This window comes from Neisseria sp. (assembly GCF_041804105.1).
Taxonomy (GTDB): Bacteria; Pseudomonadota; Gammaproteobacteria; order Burkholderiales; family Neisseriaceae; genus Neisseria.
This window is the reverse complement of sequence record NZ_JBHCJY010000013.1, coordinates 1-25383: the sequence shown is the minus strand read 5'-3', so window position 1 is coordinate 25383 and position 25383 is coordinate 1. Positions and strand designations below refer to the sequence as shown.

Below are 25383 nucleotides of genomic sequence, written 5' to 3'. Positions count from 1 at the left end.
TGTGATTATTTAGATTATGTTGAAATATAAGTAGGATTGTTTTGTTTTTTATTTGGAGTTTGACTAGAACATTTTAGAACATTAGTTTAAAATGTTTGGAACGAACTAGAGCAAAATTAGAACACTCTGGAATAAATTGGGAAGTAATTAAAATACAATAGAATTGGATGGAACGATATGGAATTGTCAGTACAGGATTTTATGGCTCAAAAAAAACCGGCAGGCAGGCGGTCTAAACTGGAGCCGTTTAAAAAAGACATTTTGCTGTTGGCCACCAAGGGCTACACGCTTGATCAAATATTGGAGTTTTTGAATAAGAACAATATGCAGGTCAGCAAAACCGCTCTGCACCATTTCGTCAGAAGCCGTCAGCGCGAAGAAACACCAACCGAACCGGCATCCGTACCATCCATCTGGTCTGAAAAAAACAAACCGGCCAAACCGCAACATCACGGGCGGAAAAATACTGCCCACCGTTCCGATGCCGGAAACAATGACAGTCCGATAAATGTTAGTGTTCCAAGACAATTTAATTTTAATACCACCCCCGACGAAGCTGCTCTTTTAGGTGACTCAAAGGATAATTCGGACTAAAAAATTTTCAGACGGCGAGCAGTCGGCACTTGCCGAGCGTGGCAAGGTCGACTGTGTGTATTTGTCCGATGACGGAAGCCAGATTGTCAAATCGGTATCGTTGTCCGACCTGACGTCTGCACAGGTCTATCAGACCATCGGAGACGGCGGTATCCGCTCCGTTGACCAGCAATACAAAATGCTGGTTGCCCGAAATAAGGTGCGTGCCAAACTGCCGCCTAAAAAAGGCTACCGGATGACATCCAACATCAGGCGCGACGGTGATGTGCTGGTTATCGCGGGCAAACATGGGGTAACCGTTGATTTGGTTAAAAAAATACTTGGGATTTGATTGCCGATTACATATATTAACCATTATTCCTTATTGACTACGCGAAAATATCGCGTATAATTCAAACCATCAGGAAGCAAGAAGCAAGCCTGAACAACCTAAAAGGAAAATCACATGAAAGTTGTCATCGACTACAAATTCTATATTTGGGATACATTCCTTGCCTTTGAAGACAAGGGTAACGAAATCCTTATCTCCCGGCCCTACTGCAAAACCTACAACAACGGCAACGAGACCGTATTTGCAGGGCATCTCACCGAATCAGTATCCACTCCTCATCGAATGGCGGTACTGCGCCGAATGATGGAAAAAGAAACCACCGTTTTATACAGCGAAAAACGCGACGCAGTTTTGACCTTAGACGACATTCAATATCTCCCCGAAAGCGAAAATTGGGGCATGGTTTTGGAAATCGTCAACGGTACGGATGATTGCGCCTAAATCGGAAGAATGCGGCAGGCTTGGGCCTGTTGCACAAGGAGATAAAAAATGCTGATTAAAAACACCCAATCCTACACCATCGAAAAAACCGACACACCTGATGTTTATATCGTGCGACGTATTTTATATGGGACGCCCGTACCGTTATCCTCCTCTGTCAAAATCAATCTGCCCGATACTGCCTTTGCAAAAAAATACAAAAACTACGACGCGTACTGCATAACGATAAACCGATTAATTGACAAAGAATTACACCGAATTACTGCCGATAACTTTCACAAATCATGGAGACTTAGTAATGATTTGGACTAAGTTTTTCAGACGGCCGCCCGTCTTTCGGGCGGTGGCAGAAGAATATCTCGGCATCAGTTTGGCGAAATGTTGTAACGAATATCAGAGATATACCCGATACCGCATGGATCATTGGGTTTATCCAACAATCGGCAGCAAACGGATCAACAAAATCAAGCCTCCCGAAATATTGGCCTGTATTCAGGAATTTGAAAAAGGTGCGCCATCCCAAGCACGTCGCTTGCTGCAAGTGCTGTCAGGTGTATTTAAATATGCCAAAGTGCAGGGTTGGTGCGACCATAATCCTGCGGACGGTTTGGGTATTGCCCTGAAACCCTACTCATATAAAGGTTTTAAACATATATCGATCAAGCAAATGCCTGATTTTTTGGCTGATGTAGATGCCCGCGTAACACTTGATGCCGCCGCAGTAACGGCATTTTGGTTGATTGCCTATACTGCTGTACGACGCGGCGAAGCGGTTAATGCGGATTTGTCGGAATTTGATTTTTCAGACGGCCTGTGGACGATACCCGCCGAACGGATGAAAATGAAACGTCCCCATCTTGTACCGTTGGCCGCGCCCGTAGTCAACTTGTTAGAAGAATGGCTCGAAGAGCGCAACCGGATCGGGATTGTCGGAAATAAGCTATTTGGCGGCATCGGCGGACACAGACCACTCCATGTCATCACACAGGCAGGCTGGCGCGGCAGAATGACCATCCACGGTTTTCGCAAAGTATTTAGTACGGCGGCTCACGAAAGCGGACTGTGGAACATAGATGCAATTGAGTTGCAACTTGCCCATATCATCCCGGGCGTGCGCGGTGTATACAATAAGGCCGCCATGTTGGAGGAACGGCGGCGGCTGATGGATTGGTATGCAGAGCAGGTGCATAATTGGCGCGGGACGGTGGCACGGTTATAATTAACCATTCAAGGAGATGATATGCACCATAAAGTATTTGCATCATACCGTCGGCTGCTGTTTTTTACGGTATTGGAAGCGGCTAAAAATGTAGCCATTACGCCGACCAGGCCCGATGGTGTGTCTGAACGGGCTTGGAATAGATGGGAAAAGGGAGAATCTCCCATCCCGGATGAGGTAATCAATAATCTTAAATTATTGATTGATGAACGTCAGAACCAAATCAAACACATTACGGAGCGGCTCAATGCGGGCGAAAAAGTGGAGTTGTCCATTCCGAGTAGCTCTATTGATATTGTTGACTACCGTTTAAAACAATCTGTTTTTGCCGAGGCTGTAGCATTGGGAGCCGTACCGACGGAAACGGTAAAATGAAGTATCCGGAAACAGGCTATACGCCTGCAAACCTTAAATATCTACGCGAACAGTACGGATTAACATTGTATGAGGTCGCAAAACGCACAGGAACTGCTGTGCGGACGGTGCAAAACTGGGAAACCCCCCTTGAATTGAAAACACATGCAGGGATGCCTCATAGAAAATGGGTTATCTTATTGAAAAGTTTGGAATAAATACTGATAGGCCGGAGTAGATTAACCCCAATATTGTCAGAATACTCGAATGCCGTATGGCACAGTCGAAATCGCAATCCATTAACACATAACCGTCAATCGTCACTAAGGCCGTCTGAAATTCAGACGGCCTTTTTACATCAAAACAAGTTATCCACAGAAAACGTGCAATCGCACCTGAAAAATTCCCCTAAGCATCTATTTCCTCTTCAAAAAACAAATTGCCTAAAAAATAATCAGGCCGAATGGCCTAATATTTTGTTGTAATCTTTGAAGTGGTTTTTGTATAGAGCGTGTCCCCTGCGTACAAAGACCTTTGTCTTTAATGTACATTGCTCTTTGCCAGTTTTGTGCAAAGACATGATTTTAAAAGGCTTATTTCCCGAATAAACGAATGCTGCCGAAAACTGGGAGAACACGTTTTCAGACGGCCTTTTATCGGCAAATCAGGCAAAGTGCATAAAAAAACGGCCGATGCAGTGCATCAGCCGTATAAAAGTGCCTTTGATATGCTCAAAAGCAGGAGGAAGACGGTTTTTTACCGGAATCCGACAGCAGTAACAGCGCAGCGGGTTATGCCCTTGCTGCGCTATTTTTTGATTTTTTTATCAAGTAGTTGTCCCAAACTTTTGAAAGTTCCGTAATTGCCGTCGGATTGCCCGGGGGGTTTGTCCGGCGGTTTGGCCTGTTTTTCGCGTTCCGCCGCCGCCGCTGCCAGTTCGCGCAACGTGCGGGCATGTTGTTCGTTCAAATCTTTTTCAGACGGCTGACCGGGCCGGTTCGGTTTTTTGTCGTTATGGAAAAAACCTGCCCATCCCATCAGTATCGTTTTGTCCATGATAGGACGCAGGTCAAGATTTCTGTTGTGCAATTCGGCCAGTTGTTTGACGGCGGCTTTTTTCGCACTATTGCCCGCTTTATTGCCTTTTTCCTGCCGCATATCTAAGTATGCGTGCCACAAATCCAGCGGGATAAATTTCGGCAGGCGGAAGTTGTCCCTGTCGAAGTGGTGCCGCTTGGTTACTTCCGGCACCTCAATGCCCCGAAGTTCGCAGATTTTTATGAGCAAAACTTCACGGTTGATGTACCAGTGCATCTTGCCGTGTACGCCGCCGCGCCGGTATTGCAGCACTCCCAGTTCCAGCAGTTTTTTTCGGGCTTTTTCGTAGCCGCGACGGGACAGTCCCAGTTCTTCCTTCAGGTGCTTGGCCGTTTTGTACACCCAGCCGTGTTTTTTCGGTTCGTTGTCGGCCGATTCGCTCCAGCCGAACAGGTTGGATAAAAATGATGCCGTCTGAAAATCGCGCGCGCACAAGGTTACAAATTCGTCATAAACTTGCACGAATCTGTTTTTAAGTATGGGGCGCAGGTCGGCGATGAGCATTGTGTTATTTCACGGTAGATTTCTTTTTGTATGCAGAATGTATTGCTTCTACTGTAACTTCGTTGTTTGTATAAGCCGAGATTTTTAATGCCGTCTCTAATGGAGCTTTTTTAGTTCCGCTGGCAATTTGTGAAATCCATGAATAATTCATATCCAAATCTTCGGCCATTTGTTTCAGCCGCCCTCGACGTTGGCCTAACCAGTCTTTTAATGTGTAATATTTCATTTGATTAAATTTTCTTTCGTAGGAGTACTAAAAGATCAAAAAACATTAGTATGTTACCCATGGCTAATAAAAAGGTCAACATAAGAAGATTGGCGATTACCCAAAAGAAAATAAGTAACAGCGATAATAAAAAAATGAATACACTCGCTACTAGAATCCGTCAACGACTTAGTGACCTGCAAAAATCGCAAGCTGATTTGGCCAAATACTGTCAAGTTAAGCCACCTTCCGTTTCAAAATGGTTAAATGGAACAACTAAAATTTTGGCAGGACAAAATCTACTTCGTGCGTCAGAATTTTTGGAATGCGATCCAGATTGGCTTGCAACTGGGAAGGGGTTTTGGAATTCACAAATAGAGAAAACCCCATCTCCCCAAAAATCTCCTTTTGTTATTAATCAGCTTGATGATAATGAGCTGGGTAAGTATATTATTGGCACATCGGATATTCAGCCCAATATTTCCCATATAGAATATACTGAAGACCAATACAGAAGATTGTTTGCTGCAAAGAATCCCGATAGCTTGCGTATAACAAATATCAAAGCAGACAATATGGCAGGAACACTAGATACTGGTGATTTAGTGTTCTTGGATATGTCAATTCACCAATATGATGGAGATGGAATTTATCTGTTCATCGTTGGAAATCATCTCCATCTAAAACGCTTGCAAATGGCTGGGAATAATCTGTTAGTTATTTCAGATAATAAACAATATCGCCCTTGGGAGATTACGATGAAAGATCGGCGGAAATTGATAGTAGTTGGCAAAGTACTTCTTGGACAGTCTCAAATTTTCCAACGATTTTAAAAATTAGTCTGATAAAAGAAAAACCTGTCGTTTTCAGACAGGTTTTTCTTTTCCTAATTCTACTGCTCCGTTTGTAGGTTTTCTCTTCAGAATTTAATCAAATAGCTTATTTCAATTTGATAACACGTCTCTGACATTCTCAAAATCCCACATTTTTCAAAATTTTAAGAAACACTCGAAAATAAAATTTTCATAAAAATCAATTGGATATTAAAAAATATTTAGCCTTGGCTAATATTTTTCTTGTCAATTTTGTTAGCCATAGGTAATATATCAACAACGAAACAGCTCTTTAACAACAGATTCCAAGTCCAAACGCCGCAACAGAATGCCTGCATTCGGTGCCGCATTGCCATTGTCGTGTTTGGTTCAAACTTGCAATCTCATTTAACGTAGCAACCGGCCTTCGGAGCCGTTTCCTGTTTTCCGTCAGACTTTCAGGGAACGGCAGGCGTAGAAAAGACGTAATAGTCTTTGGGTAAATCGGACAAACGGTTGCGGGTGGCGTTCAATCCGCCTGAAAAAGAAAAGCCGTATTCCCGAGGATTCAAATGGGTCGGGGTAACACGGCTGTTGAACGTATTTGACAATCGGGGCGTATCCCCGATGCCGGAGCGATAATCTACGGACAAGCTCCAATCTACATACTGATTTTTTGAGACTGCCTCTTAGCGGGCAGATTCAGGGCTTGACAGCCCTTTTTGTGTGCCGACTACGCACACTTCAAACAAGACGGTCTCGCACACCGTCTCCGGTTGTACCCGGACCCAAACCCGTTTTTAAAGCGGGTTTCAGTATGGGTATCGCCATTATAGCTTACTAATTGTTGCTTGTAATAATGACAAAGGTTATTTTGAAAGGTGTTTAGTATGGAAACCAAATATTTTGTGTCTCGCGACGGCAACCGCCACGGCCTGTTCGACACGCTTGAACAGGCTGAACACTATATTTTGAAGCAGATGGGCTGGACAGACGCAGAAATCGCCGACAAATGGGAATTTGTGAAAAAGGAATGCAGTCTGTATGGTGGCGACCCGTTCTCTTCCAGCGGCCATGAATCGCTGTGGTTCATCACGGTGCTGAAACTTTCAGACGGCCTGATTGTGGAGGCGGACGGATATCTGTTTGATGATTATATCGAAAGTATCAGCGCGGAGCGCGGTACGGAAGAGTTTGCGGAAACGAAACGGAGGATGGTTGGGTATTATTTGGGAGGGTGAGATGGCACTTGATGATTGGATAAGGCTGACTGCACTGTCCATCGGTATATTGGGCCAGCTTATAGGTATAGCCATAGCCGTATTCCACCATTCAATGAAAATTGATTTAAAAATGATTCTTGTAGCAATGACCAACCTTATGATTTTCTGGATAATATCCGAGGTTAACATTTGGTTCCTTATGGATCTGGGGTAGTGCAAAGGTTGCATCTCATGGTTTTGAATCAAAAAAAGAGAGCTGACAATAACAGCGATAATGGTGTTCTCAAGCAATTCGGCTTGATTGTTTTTCATGGGCGTTTCCTGTTTCGTGAAAAGAGAAGATGTGGTAATCCAATCTTAACACGGGCAGCGGAATGCCCACCTATGGCAAAGGCCGTCTGAAAGTGTGTTGCAGACGGCCTTTCTGTAACGGCAGGTTAGGGTCAAATCCCGTTCGGCAGGGAAGAGACAGCAAGCGGCTCGGGTGTGGCCTGTCGATGGGTTTATTCGCACACCACAGTTCGCCTTGGCAAAGCGTTAACGCAATCAATCAAGCCATTTCAGGTTCGACCTGCTCCGGCCGAAAGGGAGTGGGAAGACGCTTACAGACCTTGCGAGACGGTTCGGGCAGGTGGAATGCCTGCCACTCACTACAGGAGAGCTTAAATATGGAATTTATATATCGTTATTCCTTCGATAATTATGGTTTTCCGTATCCAGTTACCATGTTTTTCCACCTGCTGAGTTTAATCCCTTTGGCATTGTTTTGTTGTCGTAAAATTGAAGCGATTGGTTTGCTTATGGTATGGATGCTCTTCGGAAATTTTATTTCATCTGAAGAAAATCATCAAAATATATCCACATTCGGTACCGAAGAACAGAAGGCAACATTAAAGAGATGTATTCCTGAATATACTTTAACTGAACTAACTCCCGAATATATTAAAGATGTTATGACCCATTGCAGAGAAGCGGACGAAAAACGCAGAGACAGTATTTATCGGGAGTAACACTCTAGGAGATATTTTACATGAATATATTGAAATACTTTTTTGCTGGAATTCATGCTCTGATTGCACATAGGCATGGTGCTTTTAACATTTATACATTATTTATCTTTGGATTGATGAATTACCAAGAAAATGGTTTATCACACCTTATGCAAACGGAAGTCACGAATATTCAAAACAAATGAAAGAATGTGTAATAAACGAAAACAGTTCAGCACATGTTTTGTACTGTTTTGATAAAAAAATAAGCCTACTCCAAGAAAAAGCAGAATTGAATACCATCAGACAAAATATCAAGTAATGCCGCCGTCCGGAATGTTTTCAGACGGCCTTTTTATTACCTTAACCGAAAGGAAAAAACATGTTTTTGATGAATAGACGAACTCGAATACCCGTGACGGAATCTGTTGCCGGGACATACCCGACGATGGAAGAAGTGGAGCAACTGGTAGATAGGATGATGCTCAACAGCGATAGCGATGTCTGTTTGAATATCGTGCGGTCTGAAGAAGGCTATACGGTTCAATCGGTAAAGTGGCAATGAAAAACCGCCTTGTTTCCAAAGCGGCTTTTCGTGAGACGGGTAATCTCGTAGGGGTACGGCGATTATCCTTTTTTTATGGAGCAAAGACAAGATGATTTCGAAAATTTTAACGGCGGCGGCCGTGTCTCTGGCCTTGACCGCCCCTGTGGTGTCACAGGCAAATACAAAGTTGCTGACAGGCGATGCACGCTTGGCCTGCGAAGCCATATTGTGTCTGTCCACAGGCAGCCCCCCTTCCGAATGCCGACCGGCATTGAAGAAGTATTTTTCTATTAAGCTCAAACGTGCACACAAGACGCTGGCTGCCCGTAAAAACTTCCTGAAACTCTGCCCCTCATCCGACGGTACCGATAATTCGGCAATGATCGAATCTGTCGTTCACGGTCGTGGCCGGTAGGCCGGGCAGTCATTTATCAACCCACTGCCCCCGGTTTTTAGAAATTTTCCCGGGGGTAGGTTTCCCGGCGGGGTTCGCTCCGCCGGGCTTTTTACAGACCAAAGGCCGTCTGAAAGTGCGGTTTTTGGTGTGTGGAATATATCTGGGGCTGTTTTTCAGACGGCCTGTTTGTTTTTAAATCAACCAGTAAGGAATGAAAGATGAAAGAAGTTCACATTGTTGTGATGAGTAAAGGCGGGGTTGGTAAATCGTTTTCGACGACGATACTTGCCCAATATGTGAAAGCCAAAGCTGCAAATGTGCCCGTTTATTTTTTTGACACGGATCCCCAAAATCAAACGTTTGCCCGGTTCAAGGCACTTGAGCCGGAAATCGTGAACATCAAGAATGAAAACAATACCATCAATACCCGAGTATTTGACGGGCTGATGGGGAAACTCATCGGGGAAGACGGCATTGCCGTAATAGACACCGGAGCCGGTACATTTTTACCGCTGATGTCCTACATCGCGGAAAACTATATTGACGAACTGTTAATGGACAATGGTGTCCGGCTCATCCTTCATGTTCCGATAACGGGTGGTCAGGATTTGGTCGATTGTCTGAATACTTTGTCGCAACTGGCCGGCAGCATTGATGCCGAGATTGTCGTTTGGCTGAATCCGTATAAAGGCGCAATCGAATTGAATGACGGGACCTTCGGTTCCAAAAGAAAAGGTTTTACCGATTTTCCGGTGTACAAGGAGAACAAATCCAAAATCATCGGCATCATCAACATCGGACAACGGACTTCCGATACTTTCGGCAAAGACATCGAAATGATGACCCGTAACAGTCTGACCTTTTCCGAAATCACCACATCTCCGCTCTTCGATATTCTGTCCCGCCAGCGCATGAAGTTATTCCAACGCGATTTATTCAATGAATTGGAACAGTTGCCGATTTGGGTTAATCAGCCGAATGAAACGGATGTCTCCGATGAATAAGGAAGTAGAACATCTGATTGCCGAAACCTTCCGCTTAACCGGTGTCCGTCTGAGTGAAGACGACCCGGTTGTTGCGGTACTTTTGATGCAGCAGGATATTTTGGACACCGCGCTGGAAGAGTTTGGACAGAAGCAGGATGCTTCGCGCGAAGTATTCCTGCGGCAGTTGTCCGAACACGAAGCCAATATTACAAAGGCTGCTGCTGCCCTTGAACACTACCGGGAACAGATTTTGGCGGGGCTTCTTGTGCAGGTTGATGAGAAAAACAAGGATGCGGTAAACAAAATCTACGCAGCCGTACAAGGCCGCTTAATCCGAGACCTGCAAACAAGCAATGCGGAACTGACAGGCCGTCTGAAAATGATGCTGACGGCGGTGTCGGCCGGGTGGCTGTTGAGTTTGGTTTTAGCGGTATGGTTTTGTCTGAATCGGTAAATTACAAAAGCAACATGGGTTTTATTGCCTAACGGAAGGAAACTTGCTACTATGAATGCGCTGTTCAATAGCAGCGCAGGCTTGGCAGCCTGTTTCTTTCGTACAAGGCACAGAATGCCGCTTTTGCGGTTTTTTGTTTGCATAACGCGCCCCTATGGGCGAGCGCGTGTGGGAAGCCGCAAGGCTTGCTGTGCTCTTGTACCACAGTCTGCCAACCCGCACGTTGCTTGCTCACCCTGTTTGGCAGCAGGAAGCAAGTTTAAAAAACTTGTACAAGGAGTTCGTTATGAACAATCAAAATCTCATCCCCGTATTCAACGGCAAACTTTCCGATTCCTCCGAAAACTTACTCTGTGATGCACGCAAACTGCACGATTTTTTGCAGGTAAAAAGCAATTTCACAACGTGGATTGCCCGTCGCATAGAAGAATACGGCTTCGTGGAAAACCAGGATTTTTTGGTTTTCCAAAATTGGAACACCAAAAACGGGCAGCGCGGTGGCAATCGCAAAGCCGTCTCCGAATACCACATCACCCTAGACATGGCAAAAGAACTGGCAATGGTCGAGCGCAATGAACAGGGCCGCGCCGCCCGCCGCTATTTCATCGAGTGCGAGAAAAAACTGCACCAAGCGCAAAGGCCGTCTGAAAAGAAACGGCTGCCCGCCACCGTCAAACGCCATATCCGCAACCGTGAAGACCTGTCGTTTACCCGCCGTGACGAAAAAGGAAATCTGATAAATTGGTTTCCGCCGACAGACGAGCGCGGCATGTACGACTGGTACGAAGCCTACGCCGTCGGCGAAGCGTGGTTCGGCGAAGTGGTGGAGCTGGCGGGCAACAACCCCCAAGAGGCCTACCATGCCTTGCGGCTGGCTGCGCGGCTGATGGCGGATTATGCCCGAGATACGGCCAAGCAGGGTTTGGGTTTTGTGGAAGGCTTTTTCGACAAGATGGCACGTTACACGCTGGCAGCCGTCATCGAACACCGCAGCGGCGTAGTTTTTCCGTTTGCTGTCGGGCTGAACCGCCTCATTGATTTGGCAGCCTATCTGAAAAACGCTGCGCCTTTACCCGACAACGAATTGCGCTGGCAGGCATGGACGGAAAGCGAAGCGTGCCGTCACCGGTGTTACGAAATGAAACTGGCCGAACTTTCAGGTTTGCAAGCCTGATAAGCGGAAACCTGATGACACAGGCCGTCTGAAGATTTTCAGACGGCCTTTTGCAAACAAGGTAACGTTATGATTACAGATCCGAAACCGAACATCCGTTCGACGAAAGTCAATCCGTCGTTCATTCCGCCACCCGATGACTATCCCCACTACCGGCTGATACCGTTGAAGGATGCAGACAGTAACTACTGTCTGCTTTTTTATGTCTCCGTGGAGCATTACCTGATGCTCTGTCCGAAAGTAAAACGGTATGCCGCAATCAAAAAACTGGAACAGTTCGGGCAAACCGCACCGTTTCGGATTTTCGAGTGGATACCTTGAGAATTGTTACGGGTAATTACGGGAGATTACTGTGAAAACTTATGACGTAATCGAAGCGGCGGCCTATTGCAAATGCCACCCGGAAACGATTCGGGAATTCATCCGTGCAGGCGGTCTGAAAGCCTCAAAGCCGGGACGAAAATACTGTATTACTCAGTCTGCACTTGACGCATTTTTGTCCGAACAAGAAAATGCGCAGTTGCAGGCTTCGCTCGAAAGTAGGAGTGAAGAAAAATGCCGATTTACAAACGTGATAATGGCATCTGGTACGTTGACATCACAACGTCAGGTGGCCGCAGAATTCGACAGTCTGCTGGCACCAAAATCAGGGAAGAAGCGCAAGCGCTGCACAATAAACTAGCTTACGAGCTATGGCAGCAGCAACATTTGGGGCGGAAACCCGAACGGCTGTGGGAAGAAGCGGTCGTCCGATGGATTAACGAGAAAGGAGAGCAGAAAAAGAGTATTGATGACGACATCAGCCGGCTGCGCGGGCTATACCGGTTTCGCGGCGTATTCCTGCACCACATGACTCGGGATTTCATCATGGAAACCGTTCATGATCTGCCGTGCAGCAACAGCACCAAAAACCGTTATTTGGCTCTTATCCGTGCGATTTTGCGTAAAGCGGCGGACGAATGGCAATGGCTGGACAATGTACCCAAAATCACGCTCTACCGTGAAGCCAAACGGCGGATACGCTGGCTGTCTCATGAGGAAGCACAAAGATTGGCGGCGGCATTGCCGGAGTACATGTCCGACATGATGGTATTCAGTCTGGCCACCGGATTAAGGCAGCGGAATGTGCTGGATTTGAAGTGGGAACAAATCAACCTGCAACGAAAGACGGCATGGATTCATCCTGAAGATGCGAAGGCCGGGCGTGCGATTGGTGTTGCACTCAACCAAACGGCCGTTGGCGTATTGGAAAAACAGATGGGCAAACACCCGTCTTTTGTTTTTACCTATTCTAACGGTCATCCGGTCAAAAGCATCAGTTCGAGGATTTGGAAGAATGCTTTGGAAAAGGCGGGAATATCCGATTTCCGTTGGCACGATTTGCGCCATACTTGGGCAAGCTGGCTGGTTCAGGCCGGTGTGCCGTTGGCCGCGTTGCAGGAAATGGGCGGATGGGAAAGCATCAGCATGGTGCAACGGTATGCCCATCTTGCACCGGAACATCTGCATGAACATGCTGCATTATTGGACGGTGCCGGTCTGAATCATGGCACAAATTTGGCACACCCCAGAATAGGCGGCGGCAAAGAAAAAAGCCTAAACGCTTGTTTAGGCTGGAAAAAAGTGGTGGGTCGTGAAGGATTCGAACCTTCGACCAACGGATTAAAAGTCCGCTGCTCTACCGACTGAGCTAACGACCCGACAGGTGGCGGATAATACCGAAGCTGCGTCGGGCTGTCAACCGTCCGGCGTGCGGTTTTTCATTCGCCTGCTGCGGCCGCTCTGTGCGGCCGTATTGTTTGGTCATGCTGCATTAAAGCCATCCCAATATGCAGCATAAGGCAGCTGAATGTTGTAAGGCCGTCTGAATCTCGAGTACGCCGTTATGCGTTGCGGAAACTTTGTTGCGGGCATACTGCCGGTGGGCGGCATGGGGGTTTTGTTTTGCATCCATGTTTTGCCGAACCGTGCGCGCTGTTCTTTTTTGACAGCATAACCGCCCATTTATGTATTTTTAAATCCGACCCCGGGTCTAGAATGGTCTCAACCTCCAAACGCCTGTGGGAAACAGGCGGAAAACGGTGTAGTTGAATCGTTGTTTGGTTTTCCCAAGTTTGTTTCAGACGGTCTGTTTGGAACATCTGTAAACTATCGAGGAGATTATCATGGCAAAAATCGTGAATTCTTGGAATGACTTTGACCCGCTCAAACGGATTATCGTGGGTGTAGCCGACCACAGCTGCATTCCGCCGGAAGAGCCGGCCACTTCGGAAAAAGTACCCATCGACAGCGCAATGCGCGGTATGTGGGGTCCGCGTCCGCTGGAAACCGTTGAAAAAGCCAACGAGCAGTTGAACTATTTGGCCAAAGTTTTGGAAGAGCGCGGTGTAATTGTCGACCGCCCGACTCCGCTGCAATGGAACCAGCCGGTCATTACACCCGACTTCCGTACCGATTCAATGATGACCTGTATGCCGCCCCGTGACATCCTGCTGACCATCGGCAATGAAATCCTGTCGTCTGCCAACTCGTTCCGCTGCCGTTATTTCGAGTATCTGGCTTACTGGCCTCTGATGAAAAAATACTTTGAAGAAGATCCGGAATTTTTGTGGACACAGGCACCGCGTCCTCGTTTGACCGACAAGTCGTACAAACACAACTACTACGACGAGAAAATCTCTCTTGAAGAACGTTTGGAACGTACCGCCAACAAAGACTTCGTTACCACCGAGTGGGAACCGATGTGGGATGCCGCCGACGTGCTGCGTTTGGGTAAAGACCTGTTTATCCAACACGGTTTAACTACCAACCGTGCGGCAATGGAATGGTTCAAACGCTACTATCCCGATTTGACCGTTCACGCAGTCAACTTCCCGGGCGATCCGTATCCGATCCACATCGATGCTACTTTCGTTCCGCTGCGTCCGGGCTTGATTATCAACAACCCGCACCGTCCGTTGCCGAAAGAGCAACGTGCCATCTTTGAGAAAAACGATTGGCAGATCGTCGAAGCGGCACAACCGGCACACAAAGAACCGCCTCCGTTGTGTTACAGCTCTGTATGGCTGTCGATGAACTGCTTGGTTGTCGACCACAAAACCGTGATTGCCGAGGCCAGCGAAGTGTACCAGCTCGAGCAGATGGACAAACTGGGCATGAACGTGATTCCGGTGCCGTTCCGCGATGCCTACCCGTTCGGCGGTGCGCTGCACTGCGCCACAGCCGACGTGTACCGCGAAGGCGGCTGCGAGGATTACTTCCCGAACCGCAACTTCAAGGACGAAACGCTCGTATAAACGGGATGCGTTTGAATCCGAAGCTGTTACCGTGAGGTAATCTTGAAAGATAAGGGGATGTCTTGCGGCATCCCCTGCTTTTGTACCGTGTTCCGGCCCGACGGCGGGTTTCAGACGGCATCACGAACGCCAAAGCCGCCAACCCGTACAGGCCGTCTGAAAAACCGCCGGCAAACGGCAGATACGGCCGTAATACGGTTCCAGCTTCCTATCCGTTGCCGCAGACACGCCGGACGGCTTTTCAGACGGCCTTATCCGCCGCAACACCTTTCCCAGCGGAGGTTTAACCCATGAATACCCCTATCCACAGCTCGCCCATCAATAAGAAAACGGGCTTCATCAACGCCTTTATCGCCGCCACGCTGATGGGGTTTGTCGGCTTTTTCGCGCGCCACATCAACGCACAGGGCGACTTTATCGCGTTTTCCCGCATGGCCTGCGGCGCGATTCTGTTTTTCCTGATTCTGGCCGGGCGCGGCAAACTCTTTGAACTGAAGCAGCACAAGCTCTCTTGGCACATGATTGCCAGCGGCTTCTTTATGGGCAACTGCCTGTCGGCCTACGTTGCCGCCACCAAGCTCACTTCGATTACCAACGCGGTTTTCTTCATCTACATCGGCCCGATCATCTCCACGCTGCTGGCCGTGGTGTTCCTCAAGGAAAAAATGCGGCTGGTAACCTGGATTTCCGTGTTGGCGGTGTTTGCCGGCATGCTGCTGATTGTCGGACTGGTAAGCTACGATCCGGTTAAAGGGCTGACTGTCGGCATAGAGTTTTCAGAAAAAACCTTCGTCGGCGACATGCTCGCACTGTATTCCGGCGTCGGTTACGGCCTGTTCCTGTTTTTCAACCGCTTCCGCACCGAAGTGCCGGGCGATACCCGCGCGTTTTGGAACTTCCTGTTCGCGCTCATCGGCATCACCGTGCTGTTTGTGTTCACCAAACCCACAATCAGCCAGATGACTTCCACCGACTGGATGTGGTGGATCGCCATCGGCTTCGTCTGCGGCTTCGGCGCGCTGGGTACCTGCACGATTGCCACACGCCATCTGAAAGCGGTCGAGTTCGCCTGCGTGTCGTATTGGGAATGCGTGGTCGCACCCGTGTTCGTCGGCCTGATGATTTACGGCGAAAGCATCAGCGCACCGCAGCTTATCGGCGGCGCCCTGATCATCATCGGCGGCATGAGCGAGATGCTGGTCAGCCTGTTCACCCGCAGCAAAACCAACGGCGAAGCGGCGGAAACGCAAAACGCCACGCACGCGGGATAAACCGGCAACGGGATTTTCCGCAGCCCTGCACGCGCGCAGGCCGTCTGAAACCCCGTTTTCCCCGCATTGCGCCTGCGGCATCGGGCAGGCCGTACCTGTCCGATGCCGCAAAAGCGTTTTAAAAAGCCCCCTGCCTTTCCCATTTTTACAGGATTTTGCCGCAACCCCGAAATCTTTGCCCGCAACACGGTCTCTAATAAAAACAGGCATTCAAACCGCACACAAACACAGCCCGCACATCGGAGAGTCGGCAGGCCGTCTGAAAAAACCAAACCAACCGGCAACTTTCAGACGGCCTTCAAACAGATAACAAACCAATCAGGAGAAAATCATGTCCGCCATCACGCCCGACACATCCGCGCTGTCCGAAAGCGAACGTTCCGCCCTGCGCAAAGCCGCCATATCCAGCTTTATCGGCAACTTCGTCGAATGGTTCGACTACGCCGCCTACGGCTATCTGGCCGCCGTCATCGCCACCGTATTTTTCCCCAGCGCAGACAAAACCGTCGGTCTGATTGCCGCCTACGCCGTCTTCGCCATCTCATTCATCATCCGTCCCATCGGCGGCATCATTTGGGGACAGTGGGGCGACCGCTACGGCCGCCGCATCACGCTCTCCTGGTCGATACTGATTATGTCGGGCGCAACTTTCTGCATCGCCTTCCTGCCCACCTACCAGCAGGCCGGCATCGTCGCTCCGCTCCTGCTGCTGCTCATCCGTCTGGTGCAGGGCTTTTCCGCATCGGGCGAATACGCGGGCGCGTCCGCCTTTCTCGCCGAATACGCCCCCGCACACCAGCGCGGACTCTACACCAGCCTCGTTCCCGCCAGCACCGCCAGCGGCCTGCTGCTCGGTTCGCTGATGGTTGCGCTGATGCACACCGTGCTGACCGAAGCCCAACTCCACAGCTGGGGCTGGCGTCTGCCGTTCCTGCTGGCCGCACCGTTCGGCCTGGTCGGACGCTACATCCGTCTCCATCTCGAAGACACCCCCGTTTTCCGCGAAATGGAAGCACGGATGGACAAACAGGAAGAAAAACTTCCCATCACTCGGCTGGTTACCAACTACCGTCGCGAAATTCTCATTGCCTGCGGCACCGTCGCCCTCAACGCCGTCGCTTTTTACACCACCCTGAGCTACATGCCCACCTACTTGAGCGAAGAACTCGGCATGAGCGAAAGCGCATCGTTCACCGCATCCAGCGTCTCGCTGCTCAGCTACATCGGCTTCATCTTCATGATGGGCCACCTGTCCGACAAATACGGCCGCAAAACCCTGCTTACCGGCGCCTGCATCGCCTTTGCCCTGCTGTCCGTGCCGCTGTTCATGCTGCTCGAAACACAAGCATTTATGTGGATACTGTTTGTCATGGTCGTATTCGGCGCGATTCTCGCCATGAACGACGGCACGCTGCCCAGCTTCCTGACCGAAATCTTCCCCACTTCCCTGCGCTTCAGCGGCTTCGCCTTCTGCTTCAACCTCGGCAACGCCCTGCTTGGCGGCACCGCTCCGCTGGTGGCCACCACCCTCATTTACGAAACCGGCAACAAACTTGCGCCCGCATGGTATCTCGCCGCCATCGCCGTCGTCGCCCTGATTGCCATCATGTTCAGCCGTGAAACCGCCAACAAAGAACTGCTGCGTGAAGAAACCGTGTTGCCCGAAAACGCACAACACGGCAGCCGCACAGAATAGCGTTTGCCCGCAGGTTCCTGCCGATAAGCATCAAAGGCCGTCTGAAAACCGATTTTCAGACGGCCTGCTTCACAACCGCTCCCTCCGTACGGTTACGCGCCTTAAGGGCGCTAACCGTACCTACAACAGCCGCGGGATAACCGTAACAATCGTAGGTACGGTTAGGCCGCAAGGCCGTAACCGTACGCAACGGCGGCAACCGTGCGAAATAACGTTCAACTTGCAGAGATACCGCTTGCAGAAACACCGAAGGCCGTCTGAAAACGATTTTCAGACGGCCTGCTTCACAGCGGCTTTCTCCGTACGGTTACGCGCCTTTAAGGGCGCTAACCGTACCTACAACGGCTGCGGCATAACGTTTCTGCGGATCGGGCAGGCCGCCGTCCGCCGAAACCGCCAATCGGCATATCCGAACCGAATGCCGTTATTCGGCAAAACAACGGATGCCGTCCGACATCAGGCCGTCTGAACGCTGCCGCCGGCCGTTTCGTAATCCTGCGCCTGTGCTTCGATGCGGTAGGCGGCGGGCGTGATGCGGCGGTGCTGTTTGAAAATCACGGTGAAATGGGAAGGCGAGTTGAAATCCAGTTCTTCGGCGATTTCGGCAACGGTCATCGACGTGCCGGCCAGCAGGTTGCAGGCGACACGGATTTTCTGTTTCAGCAGGTAACTGTGGAAGGATTCGTTGAAACACTGGCGGAATTTCTGCTGGAAATTCGATACCGACATGTGGACTTTGGCGGCGGCTTCGGCCACCGAGCCTTTGCGGGTGATGTGGGCGTTGATGTATTCGTTGACGGTTTGGCAGAAATGCAGGCTGCCGCTTTTGATCCGGCAGCGGCAGTCAATCAGGCCGCATTCGGGCATCTTTTTGTCGAGATGGCTGGCCAGCAGGATGATTTTGTTGAGGTATTTCAAAGAGAAACTGTTGTTGAGTTCGCGGTAGGTGCGGTAGATGAGGCGCGCGTCTGCGTTTTGGTAAAGCAGGCCGCATTTGCCGTTTTCGAGCAGGGTTCGGATGCCGAGCCAAAAGGGGGAAGCGGTGAAGTCGGCGCCGAACGTGCCAAGGTTGAGCGACAGGCTGTCGGCGGGTTCGTCGCGGGGAGCCGTGCCGTAGAGTACATAGGGGGAAAGGAACAATGCGCTGCCTGCCGGCAGGATGAATTCGTCTGCCGTGCCGATGGTAACGGCCAGCGGGCTGCCGCCTGCGAGCAGCAGTTTGGCGTAGGGGTGGAACCTGCTTTCTGTTCCGGCCGGGGGAACGGTTTCTTTGTTGAACAGGACGAATCCGCCCTCTCCCGTTCCGGCGGTATATTGTTGTGCTTTCTCCATGATATTGCTTCCGTTTTTTCGGTGGTTCGGTTGCGAAAATCTGCAAAGCCGTCTGAAAAACTGTCGCGTCGCCGTTTTTCAGACGGCCTGTTCGGGGATTGCTTGTGCCGAAATTAAGCCTGTATTCTCCTGATTTTGCAAGTAACAGTATTTGCATAAACAATCTGTTTTTTAACCTTTGCTTTCTAAGCAGTTTTAGCATTTTTCCATAAAATTATGCCGTATCGGACGTTACGGCGACGGATGCGCAAACCGTGCGGAACCGAGTCTGGCTCGGTGTTGCGTTTCCCTATCGGGCGGCTGCGGCACAGGTGGAAAACGATTGCAAAAATATCTTGACGGTTTATCAAAAAAGTTTTTTTTACGCAAAACTTAACCCAATCTCACTCAACAAGCCACAATCTTATCTAAATAAAAAAAACAGTCGGAGTAGTCTGTACATACTGACAGCAGCCGGTCGGTTTTATCATTCGGAACATTCCGTTTCAGACGGCCTTGACTGTTTTGCCGAAGGCCGTCTGAAAACGGTATCTGATGATTTATCTGTTACGGACAAAAATACGAAAGGATTGACGGTTATGTCTTCAGGCAACCCGAAACTTAAACTCGGCGCACTGACTGCGCTGGTCATCGGTTCGATGATCGGCGGTGGGATTTTTTCACTGCCTCAAAACATGGCTGCTGGCGCAGAATCCGGTGCGATTCTCATCGGCTGGGCAATTACGGCGATAGGCATGCTGTGTTTCGCTTTCGTATTCCAAACACTCGCCAACCGCAAACCCGATTTGAATAACGGTGTATACGCCTATGCCAAAGAAGGCTTCGGTAATTATCTGGGTTTTTCTTCCGCATGGGGATACTGGATTAGCGCGTGGATCGGCAACGTGAGTTATTTCGTACTGCTGTTTACCACCGCGTCGCTGTTCGTGCCCGCATTCAAAGGCGGCAACTCGCCTGCGGCCATCGCGGCGGCTTCCGCGTTGATGTGGGGCATTCATTTCATGGTATTACGCGGTATTAAAGAAGCCACGTTTGTGAACACTGTGGTTACCATTGCCAAAGTCGTGCCGCTGGTTACCTTTATTGTGTTCGCGCTGTTTGCGTTCAATTCGGATGTGTTCACAACCGATATTTGGGGCGCATCCAATCCGGCGCTCGGCAGCGTTACCGAACAGGTAAAAAGCATGATGCTGGTAACGGTGTGGGTGTTTATCGGAATCGAGGGCGCAAGCGTGTATTCCGAACGCGCAGAACGGCGGAGCGATGTCGGCAAAGCAACGGTGCTGGGGTTTCTCTGCATTTTGGCACTGTTGGTATCGGTTAACGTATTGTCTGCCGGCGTGATGCGCCAAGCCGAACTGGCCGGCTTGAAAGACCCGTCGATGGCTTATGTGATGGAGCGAATCGTCGGATCATGGGGCGCGACGTTTATTTCGATAGGGCTGATTATTTCGCTTTTGGGCGCACTGCTGTCATGGCTGTTGCTGGCGGCGGAAAGCCTGTATTCGGCATCGAAAGACGGCACCATGCCCGCGGTGCTGCACAAGGAAAACGACAAAGGCGTGCCCGTAAATGCGCTGTGGGCATCGAACCTGAGCATGCAGGTGTTTCTGATTTTGGCGCTGTTTTCCGAAGGCACTTATTTGAGTTTCGTGAAACTCGCCACGTCGATGATTCTTGTGCCCTATCTCTTTTCCACCGCCTATGCCGCGCTGATTGCGTGGCGCGGGGAAACGTATGAAGCCGACCGCCGCAACCGCACCAAAGACCTGACCGTCGCGCTTATCGGCGTGATATACGGCGTGTGGCTGATTTATGCGGCCGGACTGAAATACCTGCTGCTCTCGTCGCTGCTCTACGCCCCGGGCGTACTGGTTTACCTGAAAGCGCGGCGCGAACAGGGCGAACGGGCATTCAACGGCATCGAAAAAGTCTATCTGGCCGTGGTGCTGGCAACCGCCGCCTTTGCCGCCTTTGCACTCGCCCGCGGCGACCTGACGCTGTAACACGACACGGCGGAACGCCCTTTGCGAACCGCACGGTTCAAGGCCGTCTGAAAACGGCCTGCCGGATGCCGAACGCCCCCTTACCCGTTTTTCAGACGGCCTGAACAACCGCCTGATCCATAAACAACCGACAAAACGACACAAGGAGATTCATCATGCCGACAACCAAACCCGGTGTTTATTCCGAAGTAGGGAAACTCAACGAAGTCCTCGTCTGCGCGCCCGGACTGGCGCACACGCGGCTCACGCCCGACAACTGCGACAGCCTGCTGTTCGACGACGTATTGTGGGTCGGCCAGGCCAAACGCGACCACTTCGACTTCGTGACCAAAATGCGCGAACGCGGCGTCAACGTGCTCGAAATGCACAACCTGCTCACCGAAACCGTTTCCGACCCCGCCGCGCTCAAATGGATACTCGACCGCAAATTCACCGCCGACAACATCGGCCTGCACTTCATGCACGAGTTCCGCCACTGGTTTGAAGCGCTGGATGCCCGCACACAGGCCGAATACCTGATCGGCGGCGTAACCGTGGGCGACCTGCCCGACGACTTCCGCAGCGACACCGCCGCGCTCATCCACGCCAGCCAAGGCACGTCCGGCTTCGCCATCCCGCCGCTGCCCAACACCCAGTTCACCCGCGACAACACCAGTTGGATTTACGGCGGCGTTACCGTCAACCCGATGTATTGGCCGGCGCGCCGTCAGGAAACCCTGCTCACCACCGCCATTTATAAATTCCACCCCCACTTCACCCAAAACGGCGGCGTGAAAATCTGGTGGGGCGACCCCGACGAAGACCACGGCCACGCCACGCTGGAAGGCGGCGACGTTTTCCCCGTCGGCAACGGCGTGGTACTCATCGGCATGGGCGAACGCACCTCGGTTCAGGGCATTACCCAAGTCGCCAAACGGCTGTTTGAAGAAAACGCCGCCCAGCGCGTCATCATCGCCGCCCTGCCGAAAACCCGCTCCGCCATGCACCTCGACACCGTGTTCACGTTCTGCGACCGCGATTTGGTTACCATCTTCCCCGACGTGGTGGACAACATCACCGCCTTCAGCCTCCGTCCCGACGAAGGCAAACCCGGCGGGCTGGACATCCGCAAGGAAGGCAAACCGTTCGTCAGCGTCGTTGCCGAATCGCTCGGCCTGTCGTCGTTGCGCGTGGTGCAGACCGGCGGCGACAACTACGCTTCCGAACGCGAACAATGGGACGACGGCAACAACGTCGTCGCGCTCGAACCGGGCGTGGTGGTCGGCTACGACCGCAACACCTACACCAACACCCTGCTCAGAAAAGCCGGCGTGGAAGTCATCACCATCAATTCCGCCGAACTTGGCCGCGGACGCGGCGGCGGACGCTGCATGACCTGCCCGATTTCGCGCGACGCGGTGGATTATTGACACCGGCGCACGCGGCGTACAATCACGGCAGCGCGGCAAAGGCCGTCTGAAAATCTGAAAAACAGCATTCTCCCGCTCCTGCGGGAAGTCCGGAAAAGGCGATAAACCGCAAATTTGCTTGAACGGAATTCCGGCAACCGCCCTGCCGTTTGCTTATTGAACCACCCCGTTTCAGACGGCCTTACCGACAGGCCGTCTGAAACCCCCGAATTTCATCAAACAACCCCTAAGGAGAACCATCATGGCTTTCAACCTCCGCAACCGCCACTTGCTCAGCCTCGTCAACCACACCCCCGAGGAAATCCGCTTCCTGCTCAAACTGTCTGCCGACCTGAAAGCGGCCAAATACGCAGGCACCGAACAGCAGCGGATGAAGGGCAAAAACATCGCGCTGATTTTCGAAAAAACCTCCACCCGCACCCGCTGCGCGTTTGAAGTCGCCGCCTACGACCAAGGCGCGCGCGTTACCTACATCGACCCGACTTCATCCCAAATCGGCCACAAAGAAACCATGAAAGACACCGCCCGCGTGCTCGGCCGCATGTACGACGGCATCGAATACCGCGGCTTCAAACAGTCGGTGGTGCAGGAACTCGCCGACTACGCGGGCGTGCCCGTGTTCAACGGCCTGACCGACGAATGGCATCCCACCCAGATGCTCGCCGACGTGCTGACCATGCAGGAACACAGCGGCAAACCGCTGCACGAAATCAGCTACACCTATCTGGGCGACGCACGCAATAATGTCGGCAACTCGCTGCTGCTCATCGGCGCCAAACTCGGCATGGACGTACGCATCGGCGCACCCAAAGAGCTGTGGCCGACCGACGAACTCGTCGCCCAATGCCGCAAATTCGCCGAAGAGAGCGGAGCACGCATCACGCTCACCGAAGACGCCGCCGAATCGGTGAAAGGCACGGATTTCGTGTACACCGACATCTGGGTGTCGATGGGCGAACCCATCGAAGCATGGGGCGAACGCATCAAATGGCTGATGCCCTACCAGGTCAACGCCGCGCTGATGAAAGCCGCCGGCAACCCGCGCGTGAAATTCATGCACTGCCTGCCTTCGTTCCACAACAGCGACACCAAAGTCGGCAAACAGGTCGCCGAACAGTATCCCGAGCTGGCCAACGGCATCGAGGTAACCGAAGACGTGTTCGAATCGCCCTACAACATCTCGTTCGACCAGGCCGAAAACCGCATGCACACCATCAAAGCCGTGATGGTGGCCTCGCTGGGCGACTAGCCGTACAAAGCGCGGACAAGGCCGTCTGAAAGGCCGAATCCGCACCGCCGCCCTGTTTCCCGGCAGTTAAGGCCGTCTGAAAAAAGGGCGCAGCCCCGCCCCTTTCCACATAGGGAAGGGACGGGAAAAAAGCGGCCAAACGCAGTTTCGCCCGCATCCGGACAAAACCGTGCCCGCAAACCGCCGTCGCCGCTCCCCAAACAAACACAGGAGAAACCACCATGCGTATCGTCATCGCCCTGGGCGGCAACGCCCTGCTGAGACGCGGCCAGCCCATGACCGCCGAAAACCAACGCGAAAACGTCAAAACCGCCGTCGGCCAAATCGCCAAAGTCCAGCCCGGCAACGAAATCGTCATCGCCCACGGCAACGGCCCCCAAGTCGGCCTGCTCGCCTTGCAGGGCGCGGCCTACGACGCCGTCGAAACCTATCCGCTCGACGTGCTCGGCGCGCAAACCGAAGGCATGATCGGCTACATGATCGAACAGGAACTCGGCAACCTTCTGCCCGCCGAAACCCCGTTCGCCACCCTGCTGACCCAAGTCGAAGTCGATAAAAACGACCCCGCCTTCAAAAACCCCACCAAACCCATCGGCCCCGTGTACAGCAAAGAAGAAGCCGAAAAACTGGCTGCCGAAAAAGGCTGGAGCATCGCCCCCGACGGCGACAAATACCGCCGCGTCGTCGCCAGCCCGCGTCCGAAACGCATCTTCGAAATCCGCCCCATCCAATGGCTGCTCGAACGCGGCTCCATCGTCATCTGCGCAGGCGGCGGCGGCATCCCCACCGTGTACGATGCCGAAGGCCGTCTGAACGGCATCGAAGCCGTCATCGACAAAGACCTGTGTTCCGCCCTGCTCGCCGCCGAACTCAAGGCCGACATGCTGCTCATCGCCACCGACGTCGATGCCGCCTACGTCGATTACGGCCAACCCACCCAGCGCGCCATCCGCGCCGCCGACCCCGATTCCCTGCGCAAAATGTCGTTCAGTTCCGGTTCGATGGGGCCCAAAATCCAAGCCGCCATCGAGTTCGCCGAAAACACCGGCCACACCGCCGTTATCGGCGCGCTGGCCGACATCGAAGAAATCGTCAAAGGCACGGCAGGCACACGCGTGAGCACCGCCGAAACGGGCATCACCTTCCGTTAAGGCCGTCCGAAACCGACCGAAAAGGCCGTCTGAAAACCCGTAGGTACGGTTAGCCGCTCCAGCGGCGTAACCGTACGCACCTTTCAGACGGCCTTTACTTGTTCAGGCCGTCTAAAAACCAACTATCCCGACACCTTTGCAACACTTCCCAAACCGTTTAGGTACGGTTGGCTGCCCCAAGCGGTAACCGTACACACACTTTTCAGACGGCCTTTACTTTAACTTGTTCAGTCCGTCTGAAAAACCCAAACATCACAACCTTCCTCGTTCTACGGCAAACGGACATCAGATTTTTCAGACGGCCTTTTCCGCCGGTGCGTACGGTTACGGCGTACCGCCTAACCGTACCTACGTTATCTGTGTTTTCCGCATTCGGATATCGCATTGGCCGCATACAGGCAAGCCGCCAAGACAGATTGCCCAAACTTCCGTCATTCCCGCTCAGGCGGGAATCCATATTTGAAATCCGCATCTTTTACCCAACAAATACCAGCACCCCCGTAGGTACGGTTAGCCGCCCCAAGCGGCGTAACCGTACACACACTTTTCAAACGGCCTTTACTTGTTCAGTCCGTCTGAAAAACCCAAACATCACAACCTTCCTCGTTCTACGGCAAACGGACATCAGATTTTTCAGACGGCCTT

General features: G+C 51.4%; 26 protein-coding genes, 1 tRNA gene and 1 pseudogene. 23 read left to right on the top strand and 5 right to left on the bottom strand.

What is annotated here, in order from left to right; translation table 11 throughout:
• Window positions 1-177: 177 nt before the first annotated feature.
• The 6 genes from ACEYDX_RS01135 (at window position 178) to ACEYDX_RS01110 (ending at window position 3157) form a co-directional block, all read left to right on the top strand.
• Window positions 178-594: a hypothetical protein gene (locus ACEYDX_RS01135; RefSeq protein ID WP_373740200.1), complete on the top strand. Its 417-nt coding sequence runs from the start codon at window positions 178-180 to the stop codon at window positions 592-594.
• Complete coding sequence (locus ACEYDX_RS01130) at window positions 569-925, top strand: hypothetical protein (RefSeq protein ID WP_373740199.1); 357 nt, start codon at window positions 569-571, stop codon at window positions 923-925. The genes ACEYDX_RS01135 and ACEYDX_RS01130 overlap by 26 nt, the downstream gene beginning before the upstream one ends.
• Window positions 926-1039: 114 nt before the next feature.
• On the top strand, window positions 1040-1366 hold the full coding sequence (locus ACEYDX_RS01125; protein ID WP_373740198.1) for a hypothetical protein: 327 nt from the start codon (window positions 1040-1042) through the stop codon (window positions 1364-1366).
• Window positions 1367-1664: 298 nt separating this feature from the next.
• The gene (locus ACEYDX_RS01120; RefSeq protein ID WP_373740201.1) at window positions 1665-2585 is read left to right on the top strand and encodes a tyrosine-type recombinase/integrase; all 921 of its coding nucleotides are present in this window, start codon (window positions 1665-1667) and stop codon (window positions 2583-2585) included.
• A gap of 21 nt (window positions 2586-2606) precedes the next feature.
• Window positions 2607-2960: a DUF1870 family protein gene (locus ACEYDX_RS01115; protein WP_373740197.1), complete on the top strand. Its 354-nt coding sequence runs from the start codon at window positions 2607-2609 to the stop codon at window positions 2958-2960.
• Window positions 2957-3157 (top strand): helix-turn-helix domain-containing protein, encoded by a 201-nt coding sequence (locus ACEYDX_RS01110; protein ID WP_373740196.1) that lies wholly within the window; start codon window positions 2957-2959, stop codon window positions 3155-3157. Before ACEYDX_RS01115 ends, ACEYDX_RS01110 begins: the two co-directional genes overlap by 4 nt.
• Before the next feature lie 589 nt (window positions 3158-3746).
• Here the strand turns inward: ACEYDX_RS01110 and ACEYDX_RS01105 are convergent.
• Both ACEYDX_RS01105 and ACEYDX_RS01100 read right to left on the bottom strand, forming a co-directional pair.
• Window positions 3747-4541, bottom strand: a complete 795-nt coding sequence (locus ACEYDX_RS01105) for a hypothetical protein (RefSeq protein WP_373740195.1) — start codon at window positions 4539-4541, stop codon at window positions 3747-3749.
• 4 nt (window positions 4542-4545) lie between these two features.
• Window positions 4546-4767: a helix-turn-helix domain-containing protein gene (locus ACEYDX_RS01100; protein ID WP_373740194.1), complete on the bottom strand. Its 222-nt coding sequence runs from the start codon at window positions 4765-4767 to the stop codon at window positions 4546-4548.
• A gap of 50 nt (window positions 4768-4817) precedes the next feature.
• Between ACEYDX_RS01100 and ACEYDX_RS01095 the strand changes: the two genes are divergently transcribed.
• The 10 genes and pseudogenes from ACEYDX_RS01095 to ACEYDX_RS01050 all read left to right on the top strand — a co-directional run.
• Window positions 4818-5579 (top strand): S24 family peptidase, encoded by a 762-nt coding sequence (locus tag ACEYDX_RS01095; protein WP_373740193.1) that lies wholly within the window; start codon window positions 4818-4820, stop codon window positions 5577-5579.
• An 869-nt stretch (window positions 5580-6448) separates the two neighbouring features.
• Window positions 6449-6799: a hypothetical protein gene (locus ACEYDX_RS01090; protein ID WP_373740192.1), complete on the top strand. Its 351-nt coding sequence runs from the start codon at window positions 6449-6451 to the stop codon at window positions 6797-6799.
• Window positions 6800-7278: 479 nt separating this feature from the next.
• Window positions 7279-7791, top strand: a complete 513-nt coding sequence (locus ACEYDX_RS01085) for a hypothetical protein (protein WP_373740191.1) — start codon at window positions 7279-7281, stop codon at window positions 7789-7791.
• Window positions 7792-8426: 635 nt separating this feature from the next.
• The gene (locus tag ACEYDX_RS01080; protein WP_373740190.1) at window positions 8427-8732 is read left to right on the top strand and encodes a TrbM/KikA/MpfK family conjugal transfer protein; all 306 of its coding nucleotides are present in this window, start codon (window positions 8427-8429) and stop codon (window positions 8730-8732) included.
• 200 nt (window positions 8733-8932) lie between these two features.
• Window positions 8933-9718, top strand: a complete 786-nt coding sequence (locus ACEYDX_RS01075; protein ID WP_373740189.1) for a conjugal transfer protein TraL — start codon at window positions 8933-8935, stop codon at window positions 9716-9718.
• Window positions 9711-10154, top strand: a complete 444-nt coding sequence (locus ACEYDX_RS01070; RefSeq protein ID WP_373740188.1) for a hypothetical protein — start codon at window positions 9711-9713, stop codon at window positions 10152-10154. Before ACEYDX_RS01075 ends, ACEYDX_RS01070 begins: the two co-directional genes overlap by 8 nt.
• A gap of 286 nt (window positions 10155-10440) precedes the next feature.
• Window positions 10441-11328, top strand: coding sequence for an antA/AntB antirepressor family protein (locus ACEYDX_RS01065; protein WP_373740187.1), 888 nt, complete (start codon window positions 10441-10443; stop codon window positions 11326-11328).
• A gap of 69 nt (window positions 11329-11397) precedes the next feature.
• Window positions 11398-11649, top strand: a complete 252-nt coding sequence (locus tag ACEYDX_RS01060; RefSeq protein WP_373740186.1) for a hypothetical protein — start codon at window positions 11398-11400, stop codon at window positions 11647-11649.
• A 31-nt stretch (window positions 11650-11680) separates the two neighbouring features.
• Entirely contained in the window at window positions 11681-12010 is a 330-nt protein-coding gene (locus ACEYDX_RS01055; protein WP_373740185.1) for a helix-turn-helix domain-containing protein, read from the top strand.
• A pseudogene (locus tag ACEYDX_RS01050) lies at window positions 11911-12918 on the top strand (tyrosine-type recombinase/integrase); the annotation flags it as partial. The gene ACEYDX_RS01055 and the pseudogene ACEYDX_RS01050, both read left to right, overlap by 100 nt.
• Before the next feature lie 34 nt (window positions 12919-12952).
• Here the strand turns inward: ACEYDX_RS01050 and ACEYDX_RS01045 are convergent.
• Together ACEYDX_RS01045 and ACEYDX_RS01040 are read right to left on the bottom strand one after the other, a co-directional pair.
• Window positions 12953-13028, bottom strand: a tRNA-Lys gene (locus ACEYDX_RS01045).
• Between the two features lie 113 nt (window positions 13029-13141).
• The gene (locus ACEYDX_RS01040) at window positions 13142-13282 is read right to left on the bottom strand and encodes a hypothetical protein (RefSeq protein WP_373740184.1); all 141 of its coding nucleotides are present in this window, start codon (window positions 13280-13282) and stop codon (window positions 13142-13144) included.
• 211 nt (window positions 13283-13493) lie between these two features.
• Between ACEYDX_RS01040 and ACEYDX_RS01035 the strand changes: the two genes are divergently transcribed.
• The 3 genes from ACEYDX_RS01035 (at window position 13494) to ACEYDX_RS01025 (ending at window position 17591) form a co-directional block, all read left to right on the top strand.
• Window positions 13494-14624 (top strand): serine/threonine protein kinase, encoded by a 1131-nt coding sequence (locus ACEYDX_RS01035; RefSeq protein ID WP_373740183.1) that lies wholly within the window; start codon window positions 13494-13496, stop codon window positions 14622-14624.
• Window positions 14625-14914: 290 nt separating this feature from the next.
• Entirely contained in the window at window positions 14915-15895 is a 981-nt protein-coding gene (locus ACEYDX_RS01030) for a DMT family transporter (RefSeq protein WP_373740182.1), read from the top strand.
• A gap of 331 nt (window positions 15896-16226) precedes the next feature.
• A complete protein-coding gene (locus ACEYDX_RS01025; RefSeq protein ID WP_373740181.1) occupies window positions 16227-17591 on the top strand; it encodes an MFS transporter in 1365 nt (454 codons plus the stop codon).
• Window positions 17592-18047: 456 nt separating this feature from the next.
• Here ACEYDX_RS01025 and ACEYDX_RS01020 read toward each other — a convergent pair whose 3' ends face one another.
• Window positions 18048-18923, bottom strand: coding sequence for a helix-turn-helix domain-containing protein (locus tag ACEYDX_RS01020; protein WP_373740180.1), 876 nt, complete (start codon window positions 18921-18923; stop codon window positions 18048-18050).
• A 578-nt stretch (window positions 18924-19501) separates the two neighbouring features.
• Here ACEYDX_RS01020 and arcD point away from each other — a divergent pair.
• The 4 genes from arcD to arcC all read left to right on the top strand — a co-directional run bounded on the left by arcD (window position 19502) and on the right by arcC (window position 24738).
• Window positions 19502-20929 carry an arginine-ornithine antiporter gene (gene arcD, locus ACEYDX_RS01015; protein WP_373740179.1) on the top strand — a complete coding sequence of 476 codons (1428 nt, stop codon included), beginning with the start codon at window positions 19502-19504 and terminating at the stop codon, window positions 20927-20929.
• 155 nt (window positions 20930-21084) lie between these two features.
• Complete coding sequence (arcA, locus tag ACEYDX_RS01010; RefSeq protein ID WP_373740178.1) at window positions 21085-22338, top strand: arginine deiminase; 1254 nt, start codon at window positions 21085-21087, stop codon at window positions 22336-22338.
• A 241-nt stretch (window positions 22339-22579) separates the two neighbouring features.
• Window positions 22580-23587 carry an ornithine carbamoyltransferase gene (locus ACEYDX_RS01005; protein ID WP_373740177.1) on the top strand — a complete coding sequence of 336 codons (1008 nt, stop codon included), beginning with the start codon at window positions 22580-22582 and terminating at the stop codon, window positions 23585-23587.
• 221 nt (window positions 23588-23808) lie between these two features.
• On the top strand, window positions 23809-24738 hold the full coding sequence (gene arcC / locus ACEYDX_RS01000) for a carbamate kinase (protein ID WP_373740176.1): 930 nt from the start codon (window positions 23809-23811) through the stop codon (window positions 24736-24738).
• Window positions 24739-25383 lie beyond the last annotated feature (645 nt).